Below are 19,971 nucleotides of genomic sequence, written 5' to 3'. Positions count from 1 at the left end.
TGCGTTTTTCATTACACTTACAAACTGTTAATATTTCAAGGCATAATATCTGCTTTCCCGGTGTGCCAAATATTAAGGCCTGTAGCAATAAGGAGAGAAAAGTGACTGTTGATAAGAATATGAATGTCCTGATCGTGGATGATTACAACACAATGTTGCGGATCATAAAAAATCTTCTCAAACAACTGGGGTTTAATAATGTCGATGAGGCAACCGACGGGTCTATGGCTTTTGATATGGTGAAGCAAAAGAAATATGGGCTGATTATTTCAGACTGGAATATGGAGCCGATGACGGGACTCGATTTTCTCAAATCGGTGCGTGGATCTAATGGTGATTACAAAAACACACCTTTTATTATGGTTACAGCTGAAAGTAAGACCGAGAACGTTGTAATGGCCAAGCAGGCTGGCGTGAACAACTATATCGTGAAACCGTTTAATGCCGAGACGCTCAAAACTAAAATGCAGGCCGTTTTAGGCGAGTTTCACTAAATACACATAAATCGAGTAAGGAAGTATAGCAATGTCAAAAGCACAGCAATCATATGGCAGAGAACAGGTTGTTCAGATTATTAATTCTGTCGTATCTAAAATTGAAAATGTCGGCGGCGATGCCACGACAACAGGCATTTTTAAAGAATTAAAATCATTGCAGCGCGTAATTGAGGAGGCACGGGCGGATATTGGCTCGACGCGTCCTACGGATATTAAAGAAAAACATATCCCGATCGCAACCGATGAACTTGACGCTGTCGTTGAATCAACTGCCGAGGCGACAGGCACGATTATGGATTGTTGCGATGTTATTCAGGAAAAAGCGGCGGAGACCGGTGGTGAAGCCGCAGATACCATTAATAACGAGATTATAAAAATCTATGAGGCATGCTCGTTTCAGGACATTACCGGCCAGCGCATTACCAAAGTGGTTGCCACGCTTAAAACCATCGAAGAAAAAGTCGGCAAGCTGATAGAGATTCTTAGTCACAGACTTCCTATCGAAGAAGGTGAAGCCACCGATGGAGATGAAGGCAAAACCATTGAAGAGCGTCTGCTGAATGGCCCACAAATGCCGGACAAAGCCATCACACAAGACGACATTGATAAACTGCTTGAAGATTTTTAAGGGCACTAGGGGCCACGGGTGCATTCGGCTTTGTCATTAGCGCCCGTTTCGGCGTATAATAAATCATGGCAAACCAGTTTCTTGGCCTTTCCCTGTTCGTAATGTTGCTGTCGTTTTTTATTATATTAAACGCAGTTTCAAACTTTGAAGAAACAAAGTCGCAACCCGTTCTTAATTCACTGGCGCTGACATTTTCAAAAAAAGAAGCTCTCGATCTCACACCGCCAGGTCCAGCGTTGGTTAAAACCATGGCAACGCAAGAGGGAAGCACACTGGACAAAATTGAATCATTATTTAAATCGCAAATTACATCTGCAAAAACAAAACAAAATCGGTTAGGAACGATAATGTATGTTCGCGTTCCATTTCAGGAATTTGAAAGAGCAATTTTGAAAAGCCTTACCATTCCTGCCGCAAAGGCTGTGCCTGACTTTGAAGAAAATATAGACGTTCTGCCGATGTTGGTGTCTCTGCTCGAAACCAGTCGTGAAGTGACATATAAAATGGATATGTTGCTCAATATTTCCCAATCTCCGCCCGTACTGATAGGGCAAAATCCTGAGCGTTTCAACGCGCTCAATAAATCATTGTCAGGGGTTGCTCTGAAGCTCGAAGAAGCAGGCCTTCCAAAGTATCAGGTTACCGCAGGGTTAAAGCAGGGCGAAGAAGGAATCGTTGAATTAATCTTCCGTCGTTATCAACCTTTTAACCCGCTTGGAGGGTCTGAAAAACCGGTTGAAACAAGGCCCGCTGCGCAGGGGGAACTATGATACCTGAGCAAAAAAATGATGAAGACGATGAAATTGAGGCAGGCAGTTACCTAAGCCCGGCTCATAATAAACGCCTCGAAGGGCGAGAAGATTCCACCGCTTTGTGGCTGATCACCTTTACGGATATCATGGCTCTGATGCTCACCTTTTTCGTGCTGTTATATTCAATGAGCGTACCCGAAGAAGAAGAATGGGAAAATATCACCAGCGGCCTGCAAAGCCAGTTTACCAAAACTTTTTCCACGGCCCAGAGTAAAGGGCCGCAAGATACCATCAGTATTGACAAAATAGATTTTTCAAAGGCTCAGGATCTCAGCTATCTCAGCTCTGTTCTGGCCAACGTTATATCGAAAGATGAGCGTCTGAAAAATATCGTCCTTATTCCACAAAGTGACCATCTTATTGCCTCTGTGCCCGAAGATCTTCTTTTTGAAAGCGGACGCGCCAGCGTTTCGGCCAAAGGAAAACAGGTATTATTCTCACTTGGCAACACCATGTCACGTATCAAAAATCGCATCGAAATTATTGGACACACTGACCCGCGCCCGATTCAAAACACCAGCGGCCCGTTTGCATCAAATTGGGAGTTGTCGTTAGCGCGCGCCGGCAGCGTGGCAACGGTGCTTGAAAATGCTGGTTATCAGCGTCCTTTAACCGTGCGCGGCTTGTCCAGTGCCCGTTATGATAGCTTGCCTGAAGAAATGAGTGAGGAGCAGCGCCTGTCGCTAGCCAGGCGCGTCGATATAATCATCATGGAAGATGACGGTAATATGCGGCAATTCATGCCGCTGGATTTGCCCCCTTAAAATACCTCTTTACGCTGCGTATCCTTGTTCTTTGAACCAATATATGACACGCTCAAAACGATGAGAAAGCCGCAAAAAATTCAACGCTCTATCTTTGTTTTTGCGCTGGCGCTGCTGATGCTGGTGGCATTTGATGCCCGCGCCGAAGATGTCCGCGCGCGCACCGGAACGCATGCGCAATATTCACGCCTGGTTTTTGACTGGGATTCTCACGTTGAATACAGCATCGATCGCGCGCAAAACGATCGCCTGCTTATAAGCTTTGGCCGTGGGGCTGCGCTTGATATATCCTTTGCAAAGGCCAACCCGGTGGCCAATATAGAATCTGTTGATATTATTTCGTCTGATCCATTAAAAGTAGCGCTTTCAATTTCCGCTGATAGCCGCATTCGCGATCTGCGCGCCGGCAACAAAGTGGTGATTGATATTTACAACCCGCCCGGCGCACCGCCTGCAGAAAAACCCGCGCCCAAAATTGCCGAAAAACACCCTGCCACAGAAAAGAAAACCGAACATAAAACGGCGCATACAGAACCTGTTGAAGAAAATCATGGCAAGGAAAAGTATAAAGCGCCGGATCAGCAGCAACTTCACGCTGCCACAGATGCTCAAGACCAGGAGCGCACTCAGGAAGGAGGAGAAGAACAGAAAACAACGCGCAAGCTCAAGATGCGCGAACAGCCAACCTTAATCACCGTGTCTTCCACGCAAAATTTTGGCATGGCGGCTTTTGAACGCGAAGGAAAACTCTGGCTCATAGGGGACAAAAGCAACCTCTTGATGAAACCTCAACTCAGTGGTCCCCATGTCGACCAGTTTTCTAACATAGAAGAAATAGAAATTGAAAACGGCAAAGCTTTTGTAATGCCCGCGCCTAAAACGCACAAAATGAGCGGCGAGGGAGGCGGCATTCTCTGGCGCATCAAAATTAGCCCTGATCTCCCAACTGAAGAAATAACCAGCCCCATTCGCGTCGATGTAAAGCGCGACGAAGCGCGCAGTGGCAAATTGCTTTGGCCGCTTAAGGGTGCGCGCGCTGTTCTTGAACTCGAAGACCCTCTGACTGGCCGCGCTATTAAAGTCGTCACCGTTGATGATGCTGAACAATATACAGGCCCGGTGCGCGAGTTTGTAGATTTCGACGTGCTCCACGCCCTCTTTGGCCTGGCCATTATGCCAAAGGTCGAAGATTTGGAGTTGCAAATTGTTCGCGGCGGCGTTGAGATTTCTCGCCCCGAAGGGGTAACCATGGTCGAAGACTCGTTATTGGCATCAATGACAAGCCGCAAAATAAAACGCCCAGACGATAAAAATACGCAAACCGATATGCGCGTATTTGACTTCAAAGCCTGGCAACTTGGTGGCGTGAACTCAATGCTGGAAAACAAACGCATAATTTTAGGAGGGCTGAATGACCAGCCTGAAAACGCGCGCGGCGAAAACCTTTTAACATTGGCAAAAATGTATCTGTCTAACGCGATGAGTGCCGAAGCACTCGGCGTATTGGACTTTGCACTGCTCGAACGCCCCGGCCTGTCCGAAAGTCCGCAATATAAAGCGCTGCTAGGCGCAGCGAGTGCGCTCAGCAGCCATAATGAAGCTGCCTATGCGCATTTATCAATCGAGGCTCTCAAGCCTTTCGAAGAAATTCAATACTGGCGTGCTTATGTTTTTGCTGATGTCGGAGATTGGCAACAGGCCGCTGATATCTTTCCGCAAAATGTTGGGGCGCTTTATGATTATCCGGTTTTGTTGCAAAACAGATTGGTGCCGCAACTTGCCGAGATCGCTCTGCGTGCAGGAGATCTTCCACGCGCTCAAGAACTGTTGCACATGATCGATAACAATAAAAAATCAATGATGCCCCCGCAGGCTGCCGCCCTGGCATATCTTCAAGGCGAAGCCGCGCGTCAGCATCACGATATTGAGAAAACCAAAAAACTTTGGGAGCCCCTAGCCACCGGCGCTGATGATCTTTACCGCGCCAAAGCAGGGCTGGCATTAACCCGCCTGAAGGTCAATGAAGGAGAAATTACAACCAAGGAAGCGATCGATAATCTCGAACGACTCCGCTATGCCTGGCGCGGCGATCAGCTGGAGGTGCAGATTAATTACTGGCTTGGACGCACCTATTTCGAAGATGGCCAATATCTTAAAGGGCTAAAAATTATGCGCGATGCCGTCAGCTATGATGTTGGTACGCCGCTCGGCCAGCGCGTCGCCGCAGAAATGGCTGATATGTTTTCTGACCTGTTCATGGGCGACGATCTCGACAAGGTCTCCCCAATGGATTCAATCGCGCTCTATGATGAGTTTAAGGAATTGGTTCCTCTGGATGAACGCGGCAACCAGATTATAGAGCGTCTGGCCGAACACCTCGCTTCCGCCGATCTTCTGACCCGCGCCGGAGATCTGCTCCAATATCAACTCGATCACCGCTTGCAAGGCGCCGACATCTACCGCATTGGTGTGCGTTTGGCCGCCATTCGCCTGCTCGATAATATGCCGGATAAGGCGCTCGCGGCTTTAAATATCGCCGCCGCCAAGCTCGAAGAACTTCCCGAAGAAATGCGAACGCCCCGCCGCTACCACGATATTTCCTTACTCCGCGCCCGCGCATTGTCGCGCAAAGGCCGTCCCGATCAGGCGCTTGCTCTGCTGGGTGACCTTGAACGCACACCCGATATGAACCGCCTGCGCGCCGACATCGCCTGGACCGCTGGCTATTGGGATGATGCCGCCGAAGCGCTGGATGATGTGATAGTTGACCAGAATATTTCCCTGACCCGCCCCCTGGACGATGAAAACACCGCGCTCCTCTTGCAGCGCGCCGTCTCTCTCAATCTGGCCGGTGATCGCATAGCGCTGGCCAATATGCGCGAGAAATATTCCGACCTGATGGCACAAACGGAAAAAGCCAAGGTGTTTGAGGTCATCACCCGCCCACGTCAGTCCGGCGCTCTGGCCGACCGCGAAACCCTGCTCTCTGTGGTTTCCGAAGTGAATCTCTTCGAAGAATTCCTCAACACCTACAAAAACGCGCGCCCGCCCAGTAATTAATTGACATAATCGAAGAGCTTGTGTATTTTCGCTTTTTTATTTGAGGGTGCGAAATGCAAGAGCAATGCGCTGATATTTATGAATTTTCGGGGATCCAGATTGTTAGTTCTTTCAAAGAACTGACGGAGTATGAAGCGTGGAAAAAAACGCCTATCGCTGTTTTGCACAGAAAGTTATGTGGAGATTTTAACGGCTTGGCTCAAAAGTTTGCGGGGTGGCTGGATATTAGAGCCGAAGAACGTATCCAGCTTATGCTTTCTCATCAAGCGCTAAATAACAATGTTTGCGATGTTTTCGATCAAATCCACCCTAAACTCACAGATGACCAAATTTTGGCAATGGAACAAATATTGTGTGATATGGCCTCCACCAGACATTTCGAAACAGTTCTTAATATTGAAGGTGAACGCTACGACCCGGTAACGAAAAATTGGCATCATGATGATGGGTGGAAGCAGGGACGTATTTTGTGTGCTTATAACACAATAGCCACAGAAGGAATTCAAAACAGTGATGCAGAACATCAAAAAGATGAATTCTACAAAAGAAAAGGTGAGGCGCGAATATTTAAAATAAACACAGGCGACATGACTCGTCACGCAGTTAAAAATACGGCGGCAGATTCAAACCCGTTTATTCACCGCAGACCAAAAAGCGCTGAAGATATGGGGCCGCGATTGTTATTGCAGAGTATTGCCGGTGCGGGGTGGATTACCCTGGAATAGGCACATTCGCCGGATCAAAACTGCGGATCAGCGATCCGGCAATCAAATACCATCCATCGACCAGCACAAAGAAAATAATCTTAAACGGCAGGGAAATCGTCACGGGCGGCAACATCATCATCCCCATACTCATCAGGATCGACGCCGTCACCAGATCGATAATCAAAAACGGCAAAAACAGCATAAAGCCGATCTCAAACGCGCGGCGCAGCTCCGAAATCATGAAAGAGGGAATAAGCACCTGCAACGGCACCTCCATCGCGTCCTCCGGCATCTCACTCTTGTTCATCTCCATAAACAGCCGTAAATCCTGCTCGCGCACATGCGTGATCATAAACTTTTTAAACGGATCGACCCCGCGCTCAAAGGCTTGCACCTCATCGATTTCTTCATTGATCAACGGCACCACAGCCGTTTCATAGGCGGCCTGCAGGGTAGGAGCCATAATGAAAAATGTCAGGAACAACGCCAATGAAATCATCACCGTATTGGGCGGCGTTTGCTGAATCCCGATTGCTGTGCGCAGGAACGACAGCACCACGACAATGCGTGTAAAGCTCGTCATCATGATCAAAATTGACGGCGCCAGAGACAAAACCGTCAGCAAAACGACAAGCTGAACAACGCGACCCGTTACCGTCCCATCGCCATCCTGCCCCAGATCGATATTAATTGCCTGCGCAAACGCCTCGGTTGGCATAAAAAACACCACCGTCATTGCGAGGAGCGCCGCAAAGCAAAGCGCAGCTTTGTTTGCTTTTAAAACAAGGCCTGACGCGGCAATCCATTTTTTTGCTGGATTGCTTTGCTTCGCTCGCAATAACATTAAGAATCGGGAGAACATGTTAATCATTATCAGGCGGCGCGATCCCCGTTTCAACCACCGTTTCGCCATTCGGTCCGAATATCACCAGATGTTGCACATCATCGCGCTGGATCAGCGCCATCCGGTGGCGCGCATCGATGGGAGCGGTCTCAATCACCTTCAATCGCCGTTTTGTCCCCGGCATATTACCCTGTCCGCTTAAGCCCAGCCGCTTCATCACCAGTGCCAGCACGCCCATCAACCCCAGCACAAACACCAGCGCCAGCAGCATTTTTATCAAAGCCAGACCTTCTCCGCCCACACTATCCATAAGTTTTTCTCCTTCGAAACCCCGTGTTTAACACGGGGTCTATACAAAATTCACATGGACCCCGGATTGAATCCGGGGTTTCGTGCATTCTAATCCTCTAATTCTTCCAGCGACACATTAAACGGATTCGGCTTTCCATTCGCCTGGTAAACATAGGCCAAAATCTCCGCCACTGCCATAAACGCTTCCGACGGAATAGGGCTATCCAGCTCAATTTTCGCCAGCATTTCCGCCAGCGCGCTATCCTCGCGCACCTTAATATCATTCTCAAAGGCAAGCTGCAGAATCTTCTCGGCAAGTTTTCCCCGCCCGGCCGCGCGAATCACCGGCGCATCACCCAGCGCCTCACCTTCCTGTACCGCCACCGCCGTCTGACGTTTTGATTTTTTCTTTATATTTAAAGGGGTTAGTCTGTCTTTGTGGCTAACTTTCCGCCCATCATCATACTCATCAACCATCTTGGCACGGCTTTCGCATTGTTAAACCCATAAGAGCCGCAAACTCAAAATGCGGCCATATAAATAGAGTATAAGTAAGGTATAAGACAATGACGACGGAAAATATTGCACTTTTAAAGGCCCTGGGCGCGAAAATGGACTTTTTGAACCAGCGCCAGCGCGTAATTTCACAAAACATCGCCAATACCGATACGCCCGGTTACCGCCCCAAAGACCTTAAACCCGTAGATTTCGGCAACGTGCTGCAAAACGTGACCAAGGGCAAGTCCGGCGTTCGTCTCGAAACAACCGACAATCTTCATATGCCTCCACCAGGCGATGTGCGCATTGATGACCCGCAAAAGCAGAAAAGAACCTATGAAGTCGCTCCGGCTGGTAACGCCGTCATCATGGAAGAACAGCTCATAAATTCCGGTCAGACGGTGATGGATTACAACCTCATGACCAATCTATACCAAAAGAACACCGGCATGATTTACACCGCGCTCGGCCGCCAGCGCTAAGGCATAAGGAGGGATAGATAATGGGAACCGAACTTTTAAACGCTATGCAAATCTCCGCCAGCGGCATGCGCGCCCAAGGCACGCGCATCCGTGTCATCTCGGAAAACGTCGCCAACGCCAATACAACGGGCGAAACACCCGGCGCCGATCCTTACCGCCGCCAGACCATTTCATTCAAAAATGTACTGGATCGTGAGGCAGGTGTTAAGAAAGTCGAGGTTAACAAGATAGGCGAGGATTACGAGGATAAATTCAAACTCAAATACGAACCCGGCCACCCGGCGGCTAATGAAGAAGGCTATGTGAAATATCCAAATGTTGAGCCGTTGATCGAAACCATGGACATTCGCGAGGCTCAGCGTTCATACGAAGCCAACCTCGGAATGATTGAACAATCGCGCGGCATGATCATGCGCACAATCGATTTGCTGCGTTAATGATTGGCGCGTATAATAAAGAGCAAGGAGTAACCCCATGGTGGACAAGATCATAGACCCAAACATAGCGATGAACGCCTATTCGCGTTCGATGAATATCGCCCAAGGGGCCAAAGGCGCAGATGAAACGGACTCTTCCGGCGAAAGCGGAGGCGCTGGCGGCGTCACGTTTTCAGATTTTCTGAAACAAAAAGCCAGCGAATCTGTAGATACAATGCGCAAGAGTGAGGAAATGTCTGCCAGGGCTGTAACCGGCGAAGCCGACCTCACCGATGTTGTGCAGGCCGTCACTGCCGCCGAACTCACCCTCCAAACCGTCGTTTCCGTCCGCGATCGCATGATTTCGGCTTATCAAGAGATTATGCGCATGCCGATTTAGCAGCTTGCTTGCGCATTCTGTTCGATTCAGGCTAACCTTTTTTCATGAACGACGAACAAATTCTCGAAACAGTCCAGCAAGCGCTCTTGATCGCTATCCAGATCGGCGCGCCGGTGCTGCTCGTTGGCCTTGTGGTCGGGGTGACGATCGCATTGGTCCAGGCCCTTACGCAAATTCAGGAAATCACCCTCGTTTTCGTTCCCAAAATTCTCGCTATATTTCTGGCCATGTTCATTTTCCTCCCCTCCATGATGAAAACTCTAAGCGTGTTCATGGAAAGCCTGGCCGATAAAATGATCGGGCTGGGCTAGCACGTGCGTCATTGCGAGGGAAGCAATCCAGATATGAAACAACCGGCTGTTTATATATTGGCGAGTAAAAGAAACGGTACGCTTTATACGGGCGTGACATCTGACTTAGTTACAAGGATATATCAACATAAACAAAAAGCGATTGATGGATTTACCAAAAAACACAACTGTACATTGCTGGTATATTACGAAATATACGACGATATGGAAGAAGCTATAAAACGCGAAAAGCAAATTAGAAAAGCAAATTAAAGGTGGCTCTAGAAAGAAAAAGCTGGCGCTTGTTGAGGGCCAGAATGCTCAATGGGATGATCTCTATGAAAAAATCACGGCATAGAAATTCTGGATTGCTTCGCTCCGCTCGCAATGACGCAGAGAGGCTGTAGTGGAGTCAGCCATCGAAACATTCCTGACCACCTCCGTTCTGGCCTTCATGTTGACCTTCGTCCGTCTGGGCAGCGCAATCATGATCATGCCCGGCGTTGGCGATTCCTTCGTCTCGACCCGCATCCGCCTGCATATAGGCGTGGCGCTATCTTTTGCGCTTTTTCCGCTGGCTATGCCCTATATGCCCGATCCGCTGCCTTCGACCTTTGGATTACTCGTGCTAATCGCGATGGAATTTGTCATTGGCCTGTTTATCGGCACGATTGCGCGGGTGCTCATGTCGGCGATGGATACCGCCGGAATGGTGATCTCGATCTCCTCCGGCCTTGGCAACGCGCAAGTCTTTAACCCCTCTATGGCCACGCAAGGCTCGCTGGTTGGCGCGCTGCTCTCGGTCACAGGCGTAGTCATGTTGTTTCAGTTTAACCTGCATCACCTGCTGTTCATCGGCATCATGGAAAGCTATGAGATGTTTCCTCTGGGTGCTATCCCTGATACCGGCTCAATGGCGGAATTAATGTCCCGCACAGTTTCGGCCAGCTTTTCCATCGGCGTCAAAATTGCTGCGCCCTTCATCGTCATGACACTGCTGATCTATGTCGGTATGGGCGTTCTCTCTCGGCTGATGCCGCAAATTCAGGTCTTCATTCTCGCCCTGCCGATGCAGATATTGCTCTCCATTGCCTTGCTTGCAATGGTACTCTCAGCAGCCGTAATGTACTGGATTGCCCAGTTTGAACAAGGCATGGTCTTTTTCCTGCGCGCTTCGGGCGGTTAACGCTGTCGTTATTAAACGCCCCCTCTCCCTTGAGGGAGAGGGATGCTATCGCTTATCGAGGCAATGCCAAGATTAGCGTATAGCTGGGTGAGGGGGATAAAACAAAATTCCCCTTCGAATCTCCGCGTAAAAACTTCGCGCCCTCTGCGTCTTTGCGGTTAATATAAATTTGTGTCCATTTGCGTTCATTCGCGGTTAATATAAAAACATGAGCGACAATCAGGAACAAGACGACGCCCAGAAAACCGAAGACCCCACCCCAAAAAAACTGGAGGAGGCTCGCAAGAAAGGCCAGGTCGCGGTATCCAAAGAAATCAATAACTGGCTTATGCTCTTTGCTGGAACAATCCTTGTCGCCCTGATGGCCCCGTTCGCGTTCACGAATCTGCTTGAAATCCTCAAAGCGTTTATAGAGCGTTCCTATGCCTTCCCCTCCGCCCCCGGCGGTATGGGTGTAATACTGGGCGGCGGGCTAAAACAGGTTCTAATGGCGCTGGCTCTGCCATTGGCTTTTTTGTTTATCGTCGCTTTTCTCGCGCCATTTGTGCAGGTCGGCCCGCTCTTTGCCCCCGAAGCTATAAAACCCGAAATTAGCAAGATTTCTCCGATCAAAGGCTTTAAACGCCTCTTTTCCATGCGCTCGCTGATGGAGTTTGCCAAGGGACTGCTTAAACTCGCCATCATTGGCGTGGTCGGCGTGATTATCATTTATCCCTACTTTGACAAGTTCGAACATTTTATCGGCCTGCCCATCCCGCTGCTGATGGGAGAACTTAAAAGCCTCGTCGTGAGCCTGATGATCGGCGTTTTGATCGTGCTGGTCGTCGTAGCCGTGATCGATCTGGTCTATCAACGCCACGAACACGCCAAAAAAATGCGCATGACCAAACAGGAGGTCAAAGACGAATATAAGCAAACCGAGGGCGACCCGCATGTCAAAGCCCGACTGCGCCAGCTTCGCTCTGAAAAAGCCCGCCAGCGTATGATGCAGGCCGTGCCGTCTGCGGATGTCGTCATCACCAACCCGACGCACTATTCCATCGCCCTCAAATACGACCCCGAAACCATGGAAGCGCCGCTCTGCGTCGCCAAGGGAATTGACGAGATTGCCTTGCGCATTCGTGAAGTCGCCAAACAGCATGATATTATCTTGTATGAAAACCGGCCTCTGGCCCGCACGCTCTATGACACGGTTGAAATCGACGAAACTATTCCCGTTGAGCAATACCAGGCCGTCGCCGAAGTCATCTCCTTCGTCTTTAAACAAAAAGGAAAATTGCACTAGACAAATTAAGCAAGGCGGAGTGTCACAGTGTCGTTCTGTACAGCAGGGGCTTCTTGATCCGGCTTAAGTTCAGGTGATGATTGCGGAGGCTCTACAACCGCAGGATTTGCAACCGCAAAATTCTGGAAATTCTCGCTGGCAGGATTCCCCCCAATAAGCATATTCTGACCTTCATCTGTAAAACACATTTGCGGCGTTCCCCGCCCCAACTCCCTGATCTCACCGACCGGACTTTGCTTTAGAATTTGATCAAGAGCATACGGTGAACGGCCCCCTTCAACGGGGCAGGCCAAAGGCGCCTCAGCACCGGCAACCTGTGTTCCTTCAGACTTTGAATCTGGTACAACAACACCGTGTTTCTGTTCCATCTTCAGCTTGTAGTCCTCAAGCTTTTGCGTGAATTCCTCAATGGGCATGGTGCGCAGCTGCTCTTCGGTCAAGTTCATGGCTTCTGCCGCCTTCAACGCCGCCCCGCGGGTTTTGTCGCCTTCTTGCCCGTCGGTCAATGCCTGACCGGCTTTTGGATGCCCGTCAGGATAGGTGCCGACACTAAATCCGGCCGCGACCAGAGCGCTTTGCATCTTCCTGACTTCTTCGCTGGGGGCAGTGCGCGGTTCGACAACCTGAGTACCACGCCCGACAATCGCCATCCTGCCACTGAGCTTCATCTCCGTGCCGCCCGTGATATGGATGACGAGTGGTTCAGATGCAGGCTTTGCAGGCTCGGGCTCTGTTGGCGCGGCAGGCGCTGCTGGGGCAGCGCTAACTTCAACAGAATCCGATTTGAGCGTATCAAACGCTTTGCGGATTGCGGGTTCATCGTACTTCCCAATAAGCTCGCGCACGTTACGCACGGCGTTCATAGAAGCCTCGATCATGTACCCAGAACGGCCATAAGCACTCCCGGTTATATCCGGATGATCACCAACGTCTTTAAGATAAAGCGCGACGTCGGCAAAAGAAGAAGCATGAGGGTTATCTGCGTGTACTTGTTTTAACAGCGCTAATTCTTCATCATAATATTGCTGTGCGCGGTTAAGGAAATTCTGCTTGGCGTCTTGTGAAAAATCTCTGATTTCACCTCTAAGCGTACCATATCCTGTTTTCAAATCTTCCAAATTATTATAGGGCGGTCCGGCGGAAATTGCGTTCTCAACACCCTGTTGTAGTGTGCGGGCACGCTGAGTAAATGCATCAAAGGCATTATGATCGAAAAGCGGCTTGCTTGTATCAAAGACCTCGGGACGTTTATCAAGCAGCGCAGACGCATATCCGCCGGTGGGCAACACTATTTCGTGGCCTTCAACATCGAAAAGAGTATTTTGATAACCAAAATTCTGGGTGAGCGCACGATCCGTGTCTCCAATTTTATGAGATAAAACCTGCAATTCATCATAGCCCTGATACTTCTGCTCTATGTTTGTCCGCGCGGTGGACATATGGTCATAAGCTTCCAGAAATTTTGCCTGAGAACTGTTATCGGCGGGAAGCATATTGGTGAACAACGTGAAGGCTTTGGTGTCATTATTCAATTGCGCTCTGTCCTGCTCCGGCATGGCATCCTCATATCGTCCCAGACTGAGGAGTATCTCTCTTGCATTAACGTCTGGGTGTTGGGATTTAATAAGATCCTGCACCCCCCTTTCATGACTATGCTTGTAGCTGACTGCTTCTTGAGGGCTTAATTGAGGTCCCCCAACAGCAGAAAATCTGTCATCAACATATGCTTGAAGATCGTTTATAAGGGATTCAGGGTCTCCCTGTCCCGTATCAATGGCGTGAAGAGCCGCATTGATTTTCTGATTCAACGTGTCGTTGTTTTGCGAATCTAGAAGTCTCACGGTTGCAATTTTTACGCTTGTTTCATACGTATTGCCAAATACACTTGGATCCTGCGCGTAAAACGCCGTGAAATTATCATAGGAACTTGCCGCCATCTTTACCCTCTTCTCAAATAAAACTATGTAAATTGTAGAGGGAAGGGGTTAATTTTTTCTTAACAATTCCCTAACGCACTGTTCCTGTGGTAAAAAAGACATATGAGCCTGGATCATTCTGAATTTATCCGCCGCCACCATAAAACAGCGCAAACGCAAAGCCCGCCCGGGCCCGTTCGCCGCCGCCATGACGGGCTGTTCGCCGTGATTCTGTTCACGATTTTCGCCGTGTTTCTCGGCTATATCCTCACCCTTGCACCGCTCTCGCAAGACATGAAAATCATTACATCGATGGCTTTGGCTCTGTGCTGCCTTGTCGGCTTTATCCTTTATCGCGGCTATCACAACCACCGCCAGCTTGATGAAGAGCTTGAGCTGGTCCGCGAAGTCATGGAGGGCTCACGCGGCGCGCGCCTGATCATCGACAGCGCCGACAATACCCTCTATTACAACCAAAAATTCGAGAGGCTTTGCCGCGGCGTCGGCCCGCCAAGCTTTTCCAGTCTGCTGCGCCTGTTCGACTACAGCGACGAAGTCGCCGCCCATTTTCGCCTTCTCACCGATCAGGCCCATCGCGGCCTAACCGATTCGATCGAACTGTTCTCCCGCTACGAAGATCAGGAACGCTGGCTGCTCATCACCGCCCAGCCCATCGCCGGGCGTGCCGGCTATGTCCATTGGCGCATCGACGATGTCACCGAAAAACACACTGCCGATACGGCGATCCGCGCCGAGCGCGAAAAACTCATCGACTTCACCGACAATGCCCCGGTCGGCTTTTTCTCGGTCGATGAAAAGGGCCGCTTCGTCTTTGCCAATGCCACCTTCGCCCGCTGGCTCGGCGAGGATTTGCAAATATTGCTCGAATCCGGTCGGCTCCACACCTACATGCTCAATCCTCCGGAAGACGCAAACCCCTACGACCTGATCAAAGAAGGCACCGCCCGCCAGATCACCGAAGTGCAAATGAAGGGCACGGCCGGTAAAACATTCCTCGCCTCCATCAATCAGGTGATCGTGCGCGAAGGCGCTGGCCCCGATGGAAAGCAAAGAGTGCGTACCCGCGCCGTTGTCCACGACCTGACCACAGAAAGCGAAATGCGTCAGGCCCTGAAGGCTTCAGAGGACCGTTTCCAGCGTTTCTTCGACGAAGCTCCCGTTGGCATCATCCTCATTGATGAAGAGGGAAAAGTTGCAGATTGTAACGCCGCCTTCGCCGGCATCATCGAAACGCCGATTGATAAAATCGAAGGACAGACCTTTAACGACCTCATCGATGAAGAAGACCGCGACGAAGTCACAGGCGCGCTGGGCCGCATTGAAAAAGGCCAGCGTCTTGATGCCCCGCTCGAAATTTCCCTGAAAGGCGCCACCGGCCCTGTCGAAACGCAAATGCACGCCAAAAAATTCAAACTTGATGGCCGCACCGTTCTGCATTTTATTGACCTGACAGAAAAAAAGGCGCTCGAAGTCCAGTTCGTCCAGTCGCAAAAAATGCAGGCCATAGGCCAGCTCGCCGGCGGCGTCGCCCACGATTTTAACAACCTGCTCACGGCCATCATCGGCTTTTGCGATTTGCTGCTGCTTCGCCACAAACCGGGCGACCCGTCCTTTGGCGATATTATGCAGATCAAGCAAAACTCCAACCGCGCCGCCAATCTCGTGCGCCAGCTTCTCGCTTTCTCGCGTCAGCAAACCCTGCGCCCGCGCATCCATGATGTCAGCGATATTCTTTATGAGCTCTCACACCTCATTCGCCGCCTCATCGGCACGAATATAGAACTGGAACTCATTCACGGCGAAGCGCTTGGCCCCGTGAAAGTCGACGAAGGGCAGATGGAACAAGTGCTCATCAACCTTGCCGTCAACGCTCGCGATGCTATGGATGAACATGCGCGCGAAGGTGCAACCCTGACCATCGAAACGCAAAACTTTACCAACCGCAAAACCAAGAAGCTGATTTCCGAAGAGCTCCCGCCAGGCCACTGGGTTACGATTAAAGTCAGTGATACCGGTTGCGGCATTGAGAAAAAGAACCTCAGTCGTATTTTCGAACCCTTCTTCACTACCAAACAAGTCGGCGAGGGCACCGGCCTTGGTCTGGCCACTGTCTACGGTATTATCCGCCAGACCGGCGGCTTCCTTGATGTCGAAAGTAAAGTCGCTACTAAGGACAAAGAAGGTGGCACCAGTTTTATCATCTACCTCCCGCGTATCAGCAAGGATGAAGCTGAGGCCGAGGAAGAGCATCCTGAAACAGAGGAGGTCGAAGCCAAAGACCTCACCGGCACAGAGCGCATCTTGCTGGTCGAAGACGAAGACGCCGTGCGCACCTTCTCCGAGCGCGCATTGACCAATAAAGGCTATGAAGTCCTCACCGCAGATAGCGGCGAATCGGCGCTTAACCTGATGGAAAAACAGGAAAATCAAAAGATCGACCTGCTGGTGACCGACGTTGTTATGCCCAATATGGACGGCCCAACTCTGGCCCAGCGCATGCGCCAGACCTCACCAGGGCTCAAAATCATCTTCATGTCCGGCTATACCGAAGACAAACTCAAAGACCATATGGGCGAAAACATCTTCTTCCTGCCCAAACCTTTCACCCTCAAACAACTCGCCGCCAAGGTGAAAGACGTACTGGGGGATTAGGTGCTGTTATTGCGAGGCATAGCCGAAGCAATTCATAAATAAAAGTTCTTTTTTTGTTCTTTTTTGTTGACGAGAGAACAAAATGTGTACATTGTTGTCCTCAAGATTACTTGACGCCTTGGCGGCCCTGAATTGCAACCGCTAGGAATTTATGCAAAAAAGGAGAGAACCAATGTCCGTAACGCCCTTAAGAAAAGACGATGAAATGACACAAAATTCTGCCGAGAAACAAAAAGCGCTCGACGCCGCCTTGTCGCAAATTGAACGCGCCTTCGGTAAAGGCTCAATTATGAAGCTCAATGGCGAACAAAACACCATGAACGTGGAAGCTATATCCACCGGTTCACTCGGCCTCGATATTGGCTTAGGGATTGGCGGCCTTCCTCGAGGGCGTATTATCGAAGTCTATGGCCCGGAAAGTTCCGGTAAAACCACGCTCGCCCTGCATGTGATCGCCGAAGCGCAAAAGGCCGGTGGTACTTGTGCTATCGTCGATGCGGAACACGCGCTCGACCCCGGTTATGCCAAAAAACTCGGCGTGAAGGTGGATGAATTGCTGATCTCCCAACCCGATGCCGGGGAGCAAGCGCTCGAGATCACCGATACGCTGGTCCGTTCCGGGGCGCTGGATGTACTGGTTGTGGACTCGGTCGCCGCGCTCGTGCCGCGCGCCGAACTTGAAGGTGAAATGGGCGACGCCCACGTCGGCTTGCAGGCCCGCCTGATGAGTCAGGCTTTACGCAAACTGACCGGGACCATTGCCCGTTCGCGCACCATTGTAATTTTCATCAACCAGATTCGCATGAAAATCGGCGTGATGTTTGGCTCACCTGAAACGACGACTGGCGGGAATGCCCTGAAATTCTATTCCTCTGTGCGTCTTGACATTCGCCGTATCGGTCAGATTAAGGATAAAGACGAGGTCGTCGGCAACCAGACCCGCGTCAAAGTTGTCAAAAACAAAATGGCTCCGCCATTTCGTCAGGTCGAATTCGACATCATGTATGGCGAAGGAATATCCAAAATGGGAGAGCTTCTAGACCTTGGTGTGGCTGGTAACGCCGTGGAAAAATCCGGCGCTTGGTATTCCTATGATGGCCAGCGCATCGGGCAGGGACGGGAAAACGCCAAGACCTTCCTGCGGGAAAATCCAAAAATGGCCGAAAAGCTAGAAAAACAAATTCGTGCCAATGCGGGGCTCATTGCTGAAGATATGCTCACCGGCCCGGATAATGACGAAGGTCCGGAATTAACGGCAATCGAACCGGAAACTCATCCGGATGATAAGAAAAAAGCATAAATTAGGGTCTGGACATATGCATCCCCGCGTAAGCGGGGATCTGATCCCCCCCCCCCTAAAAAAATCAAAAACGAACTGAATAACTCAAAAAGCTTTTATAAAACAGTGGGATAACTAGCCTTTTTCGCGCATAATGCGCCCTTTTTGCTTATCCCAATCGCGCTTTTTCTCGGTTTCCCGCTTATCGTATTGCCTCTTCCCTTTAGCCAGCGCAATTTCAATCTTCGCCATGCCGCGTGCATTAAAATACAGCCGCAGCGGCACAATCGCGTATCCTTCCCGGCTCACCGCGCCCAGTAATTTATCGACTTCACGTTTATGCAACAGCAATTTACGTGGCCGCTTTGGCTCATGCTGCAACGCCTGGCTGGCTTGTTGATACTCAGGGATATTCGCATTAAACAGCCAGATTTCTCCATTCTTCGGCCCGACATAAGCCTCCTTGATATTGGCTTGCCCATGGCGCAGTGACTTCACTTCCGTTCCATGTAGCATCATCCCGGCCTCAAACTTGTCCTCCAGCGCATAATCAAACCGCGCCCGCTTGTTATCGGCCACCGTTGCATTGGTCGACAGTAATCCGGATTTCTTCTTTTTACTCATCGTCGAGTACCTTCGGCAATGCCATCGCCAACGACTTCATAATTTATAATTGTTTCCATCGATCTCGTCCCAACTAAATCTCATATCTTCGGGAATTTGAGAGCGAATACCCAGGCTGAGAACATGGTCTTCAATTTGGTGAAAGCTCATATTTTGAAGATTGTGAGGGCGGCGGTGACCGTAAAAAGGCTCCACCCCGCCTCCGTAAAGAGAGGCGCTGTGTTTTTTAAAAGTGTTCCCAAACGGGCTTTTCTTTTTGCGTTTTTTCTTTTTTGGGGGAGGGGAAAATTCAGCGAATTTTTCTGCAATGGTTTTTTCTATCCATTTCCGGTCGTCATCACTGAGACTCATATGTTTCTCCTCGCGTTATTTTTTCAGAATTCTCAAAAATACATTCTTCCGTTCTGGGTTACGTTCACGCCGCCGAAGCCTTCGACGCCACCGAAAGTCCCGCATGCGCCAGCGCCGCATCGACTTTCGCACGGGCGGCCTCGCTCGCCGGAATCAATGGCAGACGTAGTTCATCACGACAAAGCCCCAAACGCTGCGCCGCATATTTAACCGGCGCGGGACTGCTCTCGCAAAACAGATCACGTGCCAACGGCGCAAGCTTGTCGCGCAGCGCTGCAAAGGTTTTAAGATCACCAGCTTCCCACGCCTCGACCATATCCGCATGCATGCGCGGCGCAACATTGGATACAACGGAAATCACGCCATGCCCGCCTTGCGCCAAAAACCCGGCCACACAATCATCATTCCCGGAAAGCTGACAGAAATCCTTGCCGGCCATCGCCACCAGTTCAGCCACACGCGCAACATTCCCGGTGGCGTCTTTCACGCCCACAATATGCTTATGTTTAGCCAGTGTTGCGATGGTTTCATTGCCCATATCCACAACGCTGCGTCCGGGAATATTATATAGGATCATCGGCAACGCCGCAGCATCGGCAATCGCGGTAAAATGCGCAATCATTCCGGCCTGTGAGGGCTTGTTATAATAAGGCACAACGCTTAAATGCGCATCGGCACCAGCATCTTTGGCTGCAACAGACAATTCAATCGCTTCACTTGTGGAATTCGAGCCGGTTCCGGCAATAACAGGAATTCTCCCCTTGACGACATCCACACAGCGCTTAACTATGGCCATATGTTCATCATGCGACAAAGTTGGCGATTCACCCGTAGTTCCGCAAGGCACAAGCCCGTGCGATCCTTGCTCAATCTGCCATTCCACCAGATTATCAAACGCTTTCCAATCAATTTTACCGTCTTTAAACGGGGTGACCAGCGCGGTAATAGAGCCTCTAAACATTGTTCGT

The 19,971-nt window shown here is 50.2% G+C and carries 21 protein-coding genes and 1 pseudogene; 15 read left to right on the top strand and 7 right to left on the bottom strand.

The window, feature by feature from the left end:
- Positions 1–101 precede the first annotated feature (101 nt).
- The 6 genes from H6859_05630 (at position 102) to H6859_05605 (ending at position 6,486) form a co-directional block, all read left to right on the top strand.
- Positions 102–494, top strand: a complete 393-nt coding sequence (locus H6859_05630) for a response regulator (protein ID USO06633.1) — start codon at positions 102–104, stop codon at positions 492–494.
- 31 nt (positions 495–525) lie between these two features.
- A complete protein-coding gene (locus tag H6859_05625) occupies positions 526–1,125 on the top strand; it encodes a protein phosphatase CheZ (GenBank protein USO06632.1) in 600 nt (199 codons plus the stop codon).
- A gap of 65 nt (positions 1,126–1,190) precedes the next feature.
- Entirely contained in the window at positions 1,191–1,895 is a 705-nt protein-coding gene (locus H6859_05620; protein ID USO06631.1) for a hypothetical protein, read from the top strand.
- On the top strand, positions 1,892–2,701 hold the full coding sequence (locus H6859_05615; protein ID USO06630.1) for an OmpA family protein: 810 nt from the start codon (positions 1,892–1,894) through the stop codon (positions 2,699–2,701). The genes H6859_05620 and H6859_05615 overlap by 4 nt, the downstream gene beginning before the upstream one ends.
- Positions 2,702–2,761: 60 nt before the next feature.
- Positions 2,762–5,761: a hypothetical protein gene (locus H6859_05610; protein ID USO06629.1), complete on the top strand. Its 3,000-nt coding sequence runs from the start codon at positions 2,762–2,764 to the stop codon at positions 5,759–5,761.
- Positions 5,762–5,814: 53 nt separating this feature from the next.
- Positions 5,815–6,486, top strand: coding sequence for a hypothetical protein (locus tag H6859_05605; GenBank protein ID USO06628.1), 672 nt, complete (start codon positions 5,815–5,817; stop codon positions 6,484–6,486).
- Here H6859_05605 and fliP read toward each other — a convergent pair.
- The 3 genes from fliP to H6859_05590 form a co-directional block, all read right to left on the bottom strand.
- Positions 6,473–7,312 (bottom strand): flagellar type III secretion system pore protein FliP, encoded by an 840-nt coding sequence (gene fliP, locus H6859_05600; GenBank protein USO06709.1) that lies wholly within the window; start codon positions 7,310–7,312, stop codon positions 6,473–6,475. The two genes, H6859_05605 and fliP, sit on opposite strands and share 14 nt — an antisense overlap.
- Before the next feature lie 19 nt (positions 7,313–7,331).
- On the bottom strand, positions 7,332–7,583 hold the full coding sequence (locus H6859_05595; GenBank protein USO06708.1) for a FliO/MopB family protein: 252 nt from the start codon (positions 7,581–7,583) through the stop codon (positions 7,332–7,334).
- 128 nt (positions 7,584–7,711) lie between these two features.
- Complete coding sequence (locus tag H6859_05590; protein ID USO06627.1) at positions 7,712–8,080, bottom strand: EscU/YscU/HrcU family type III secretion system export apparatus switch protein; 369 nt, start codon at positions 8,078–8,080, stop codon at positions 7,712–7,714.
- A gap of 89 nt (positions 8,081–8,169) precedes the next feature.
- Here H6859_05590 and flgB point away from each other — a divergent pair, with 89 nt between their 5' ends.
- The 7 genes and pseudogenes from flgB (at position 8,170) to flhB (ending at position 12,160) form a co-directional block, all read left to right on the top strand.
- Positions 8,170–8,583: a flagellar basal body rod protein FlgB gene (gene flgB, locus H6859_05585; GenBank protein ID USO06626.1), complete on the top strand. Its 414-nt coding sequence runs from the start codon at positions 8,170–8,172 to the stop codon at positions 8,581–8,583.
- A 20-nt stretch (positions 8,584–8,603) separates the two neighbouring features.
- Positions 8,604–9,020, top strand: a complete 417-nt coding sequence (flgC, locus tag H6859_05580; protein USO06625.1) for a flagellar basal body rod protein FlgC — start codon at positions 8,604–8,606, stop codon at positions 9,018–9,020.
- 91 nt (positions 9,021–9,111) lie between these two features.
- On the top strand, positions 9,112–9,399 hold the full coding sequence (gene fliE, locus H6859_05575) for a flagellar hook-basal body complex protein FliE (GenBank protein ID USO06707.1): 288 nt from the start codon (positions 9,112–9,114) through the stop codon (positions 9,397–9,399).
- 44 nt (positions 9,400–9,443) lie between these two features.
- Positions 9,444–9,710 (top strand): flagellar biosynthesis protein FliQ, encoded by a 267-nt coding sequence (gene fliQ / locus H6859_05570; protein USO06624.1) that lies wholly within the window; start codon positions 9,444–9,446, stop codon positions 9,708–9,710.
- Between the two features lie 33 nt (positions 9,711–9,743).
- Positions 9,744–9,974: pseudogene (locus H6859_05565) on the top strand (GIY-YIG nuclease family protein).
- A 169-nt stretch (positions 9,975–10,143) separates the two neighbouring features.
- Positions 10,144–10,875 carry a flagellar biosynthetic protein FliR gene (gene fliR, locus H6859_05560; GenBank protein ID USO06706.1) on the top strand — a complete coding sequence of 244 codons (732 nt, stop codon included), beginning with the start codon at positions 10,144–10,146 and terminating at the stop codon, positions 10,873–10,875.
- Between the two features lie 208 nt (positions 10,876–11,083).
- Positions 11,084–12,160, top strand: coding sequence for a flagellar biosynthesis protein FlhB (flhB, locus tag H6859_05555; protein USO06623.1), 1,077 nt, complete (start codon positions 11,084–11,086; stop codon positions 12,158–12,160).
- Between the two features lie 5 nt (positions 12,161–12,165).
- Here the strand turns inward: flhB and H6859_05550 are convergent, their stop codons facing one another.
- Positions 12,166–14,097 carry a hypothetical protein gene (locus tag H6859_05550; protein ID USO06622.1) on the bottom strand — a complete coding sequence of 644 codons (1,932 nt, stop codon included), beginning with the start codon at positions 14,095–14,097 and terminating at the stop codon, positions 12,166–12,168.
- 102 nt (positions 14,098–14,199) lie between these two features.
- Between H6859_05550 and H6859_05545 the strand changes: the two genes are divergently transcribed.
- Together H6859_05545 and recA are read left to right on the top strand one after the other, a co-directional pair.
- Positions 14,200–16,749: a response regulator gene (locus tag H6859_05545; GenBank protein ID USO06621.1), complete on the top strand. Its 2,550-nt coding sequence runs from the start codon at positions 14,200–14,202 to the stop codon at positions 16,747–16,749.
- Between the two features lie 172 nt (positions 16,750–16,921).
- Positions 16,922–18,049: a recombinase RecA gene (recA, locus tag H6859_05540; protein ID USO06620.1), complete on the top strand. Its 1,128-nt coding sequence runs from the start codon at positions 16,922–16,924 to the stop codon at positions 18,047–18,049.
- A gap of 114 nt (positions 18,050–18,163) precedes the next feature.
- On the opposite strand, the gene smpB is transcribed toward recA, so the two are convergent.
- The 3 genes from smpB to H6859_05525 all read right to left on the bottom strand — a co-directional run bounded on the left by smpB (position 18,164) and on the right by H6859_05525 (position 19,964).
- A complete protein-coding gene (gene smpB / locus H6859_05535) occupies positions 18,164–18,652 on the bottom strand; it encodes an SsrA-binding protein SmpB (GenBank protein USO06619.1) in 489 nt (162 codons plus the stop codon).
- 36 nt (positions 18,653–18,688) lie between these two features.
- A complete protein-coding gene (locus H6859_05530; protein ID USO06618.1) occupies positions 18,689–19,003 on the bottom strand; it encodes a hypothetical protein in 315 nt (104 codons plus the stop codon).
- Positions 19,004–19,067: 64 nt separating this feature from the next.
- Complete coding sequence (locus H6859_05525) at positions 19,068–19,964, bottom strand: 4-hydroxy-tetrahydrodipicolinate synthase (GenBank protein ID USO06617.1); 897 nt, start codon at positions 19,962–19,964, stop codon at positions 19,068–19,070.
- Positions 19,965–19,971: the final 7 nt, after the last annotated feature.

Source organism: Rhodospirillales bacterium (assembly GCA_023898785.1).
Classification (GTDB): Bacteria; Pseudomonadota; Alphaproteobacteria; order Micavibrionales; family Micavibrionaceae; genus TMED27.
The sequence above is the reverse complement of the archived record's forward strand: the minus strand, read 5'-3'. Positions and strand labels throughout refer to the sequence as shown.

Coding starts and splice junctions, on each gene's coding strand:
- H6859_05620 (USO06631.1), top strand. CDS start 1,191: ATGGCAAACCAGTTTCTTGGCCTTTCCCTGTTCGTAATGTTGCTGTCG.
- H6859_05615 (USO06630.1), top strand. CDS start 1,892: ATGATACCTGAGCAAAAAAATGATGAAGACGATGAAATTGAGGCAGGC.
- flhB (USO06623.1), top strand. CDS start 11,084: ATGAGCGACAATCAGGAACAAGACGACGCCCAGAAAACCGAAGACCCC.
- H6859_05550 (USO06622.1), bottom strand. CDS start 14,097: ATGGCGGCAAGTTCCTATGATAATTTCACGGCGTTTTACGCGCAGGAT.
- H6859_05545 (USO06621.1), top strand. CDS start 14,200: ATGAGCCTGGATCATTCTGAATTTATCCGCCGCCACCATAAAACAGCG.
- H6859_05625 (USO06632.1), top strand. CDS start 526: ATGTCAAAAGCACAGCAATCATATGGCAGAGAACAGGTTGTTCAGATT.
- H6859_05605 (USO06628.1), top strand. CDS start 5,815: ATGCAAGAGCAATGCGCTGATATTTATGAATTTTCGGGGATCCAGATT.
- fliE (USO06707.1), top strand. CDS start 9,112: ATGAATATCGCCCAAGGGGCCAAAGGCGCAGATGAAACGGACTCTTCC.
- flgC (USO06625.1), top strand. CDS start 8,604: ATGGGAACCGAACTTTTAAACGCTATGCAAATCTCCGCCAGCGGCATG.
- flgB (USO06626.1), top strand. CDS start 8,170: ATGACGACGGAAAATATTGCACTTTTAAAGGCCCTGGGCGCGAAAATG.
- fliQ (USO06624.1), top strand. CDS start 9,444: ATGAACGACGAACAAATTCTCGAAACAGTCCAGCAAGCGCTCTTGATC.
- H6859_05590 (USO06627.1), bottom strand. CDS start 8,080: ATGGTTGATGAGTATGATGATGGGCGGAAAGTTAGCCACAAAGACAGA.
- recA (USO06620.1), top strand. CDS start 16,922: ATGTCCGTAACGCCCTTAAGAAAAGACGATGAAATGACACAAAATTCT.
- smpB (USO06619.1), bottom strand. CDS start 18,652: ATGAGTAAAAAGAAGAAATCCGGATTACTGTCGACCAATGCAACGGTG.
- H6859_05525 (USO06617.1), bottom strand. CDS start 19,964: ATGTTTAGAGGCTCTATTACCGCGCTGGTCACCCCGTTTAAAGACGGT.
- fliR (USO06706.1), top strand. CDS start 10,144: ATGTTGACCTTCGTCCGTCTGGGCAGCGCAATCATGATCATGCCCGGC.
- fliP (USO06709.1), bottom strand. CDS start 7,312: ATGTTATTGCGAGCGAAGCAAAGCAATCCAGCAAAAAAATGGATTGCC.
- H6859_05530 (USO06618.1), bottom strand. CDS start 19,003: ATGAGTCTCAGTGATGACGACCGGAAATGGATAGAAAAAACCATTGCA.
- H6859_05595 (USO06708.1), bottom strand. CDS start 7,583: ATGCTGCTGGCGCTGGTGTTTGTGCTGGGGTTGATGGGCGTGCTGGCA.
- H6859_05610 (USO06629.1), top strand. CDS start 2,762: ATGAGAAAGCCGCAAAAAATTCAACGCTCTATCTTTGTTTTTGCGCTG.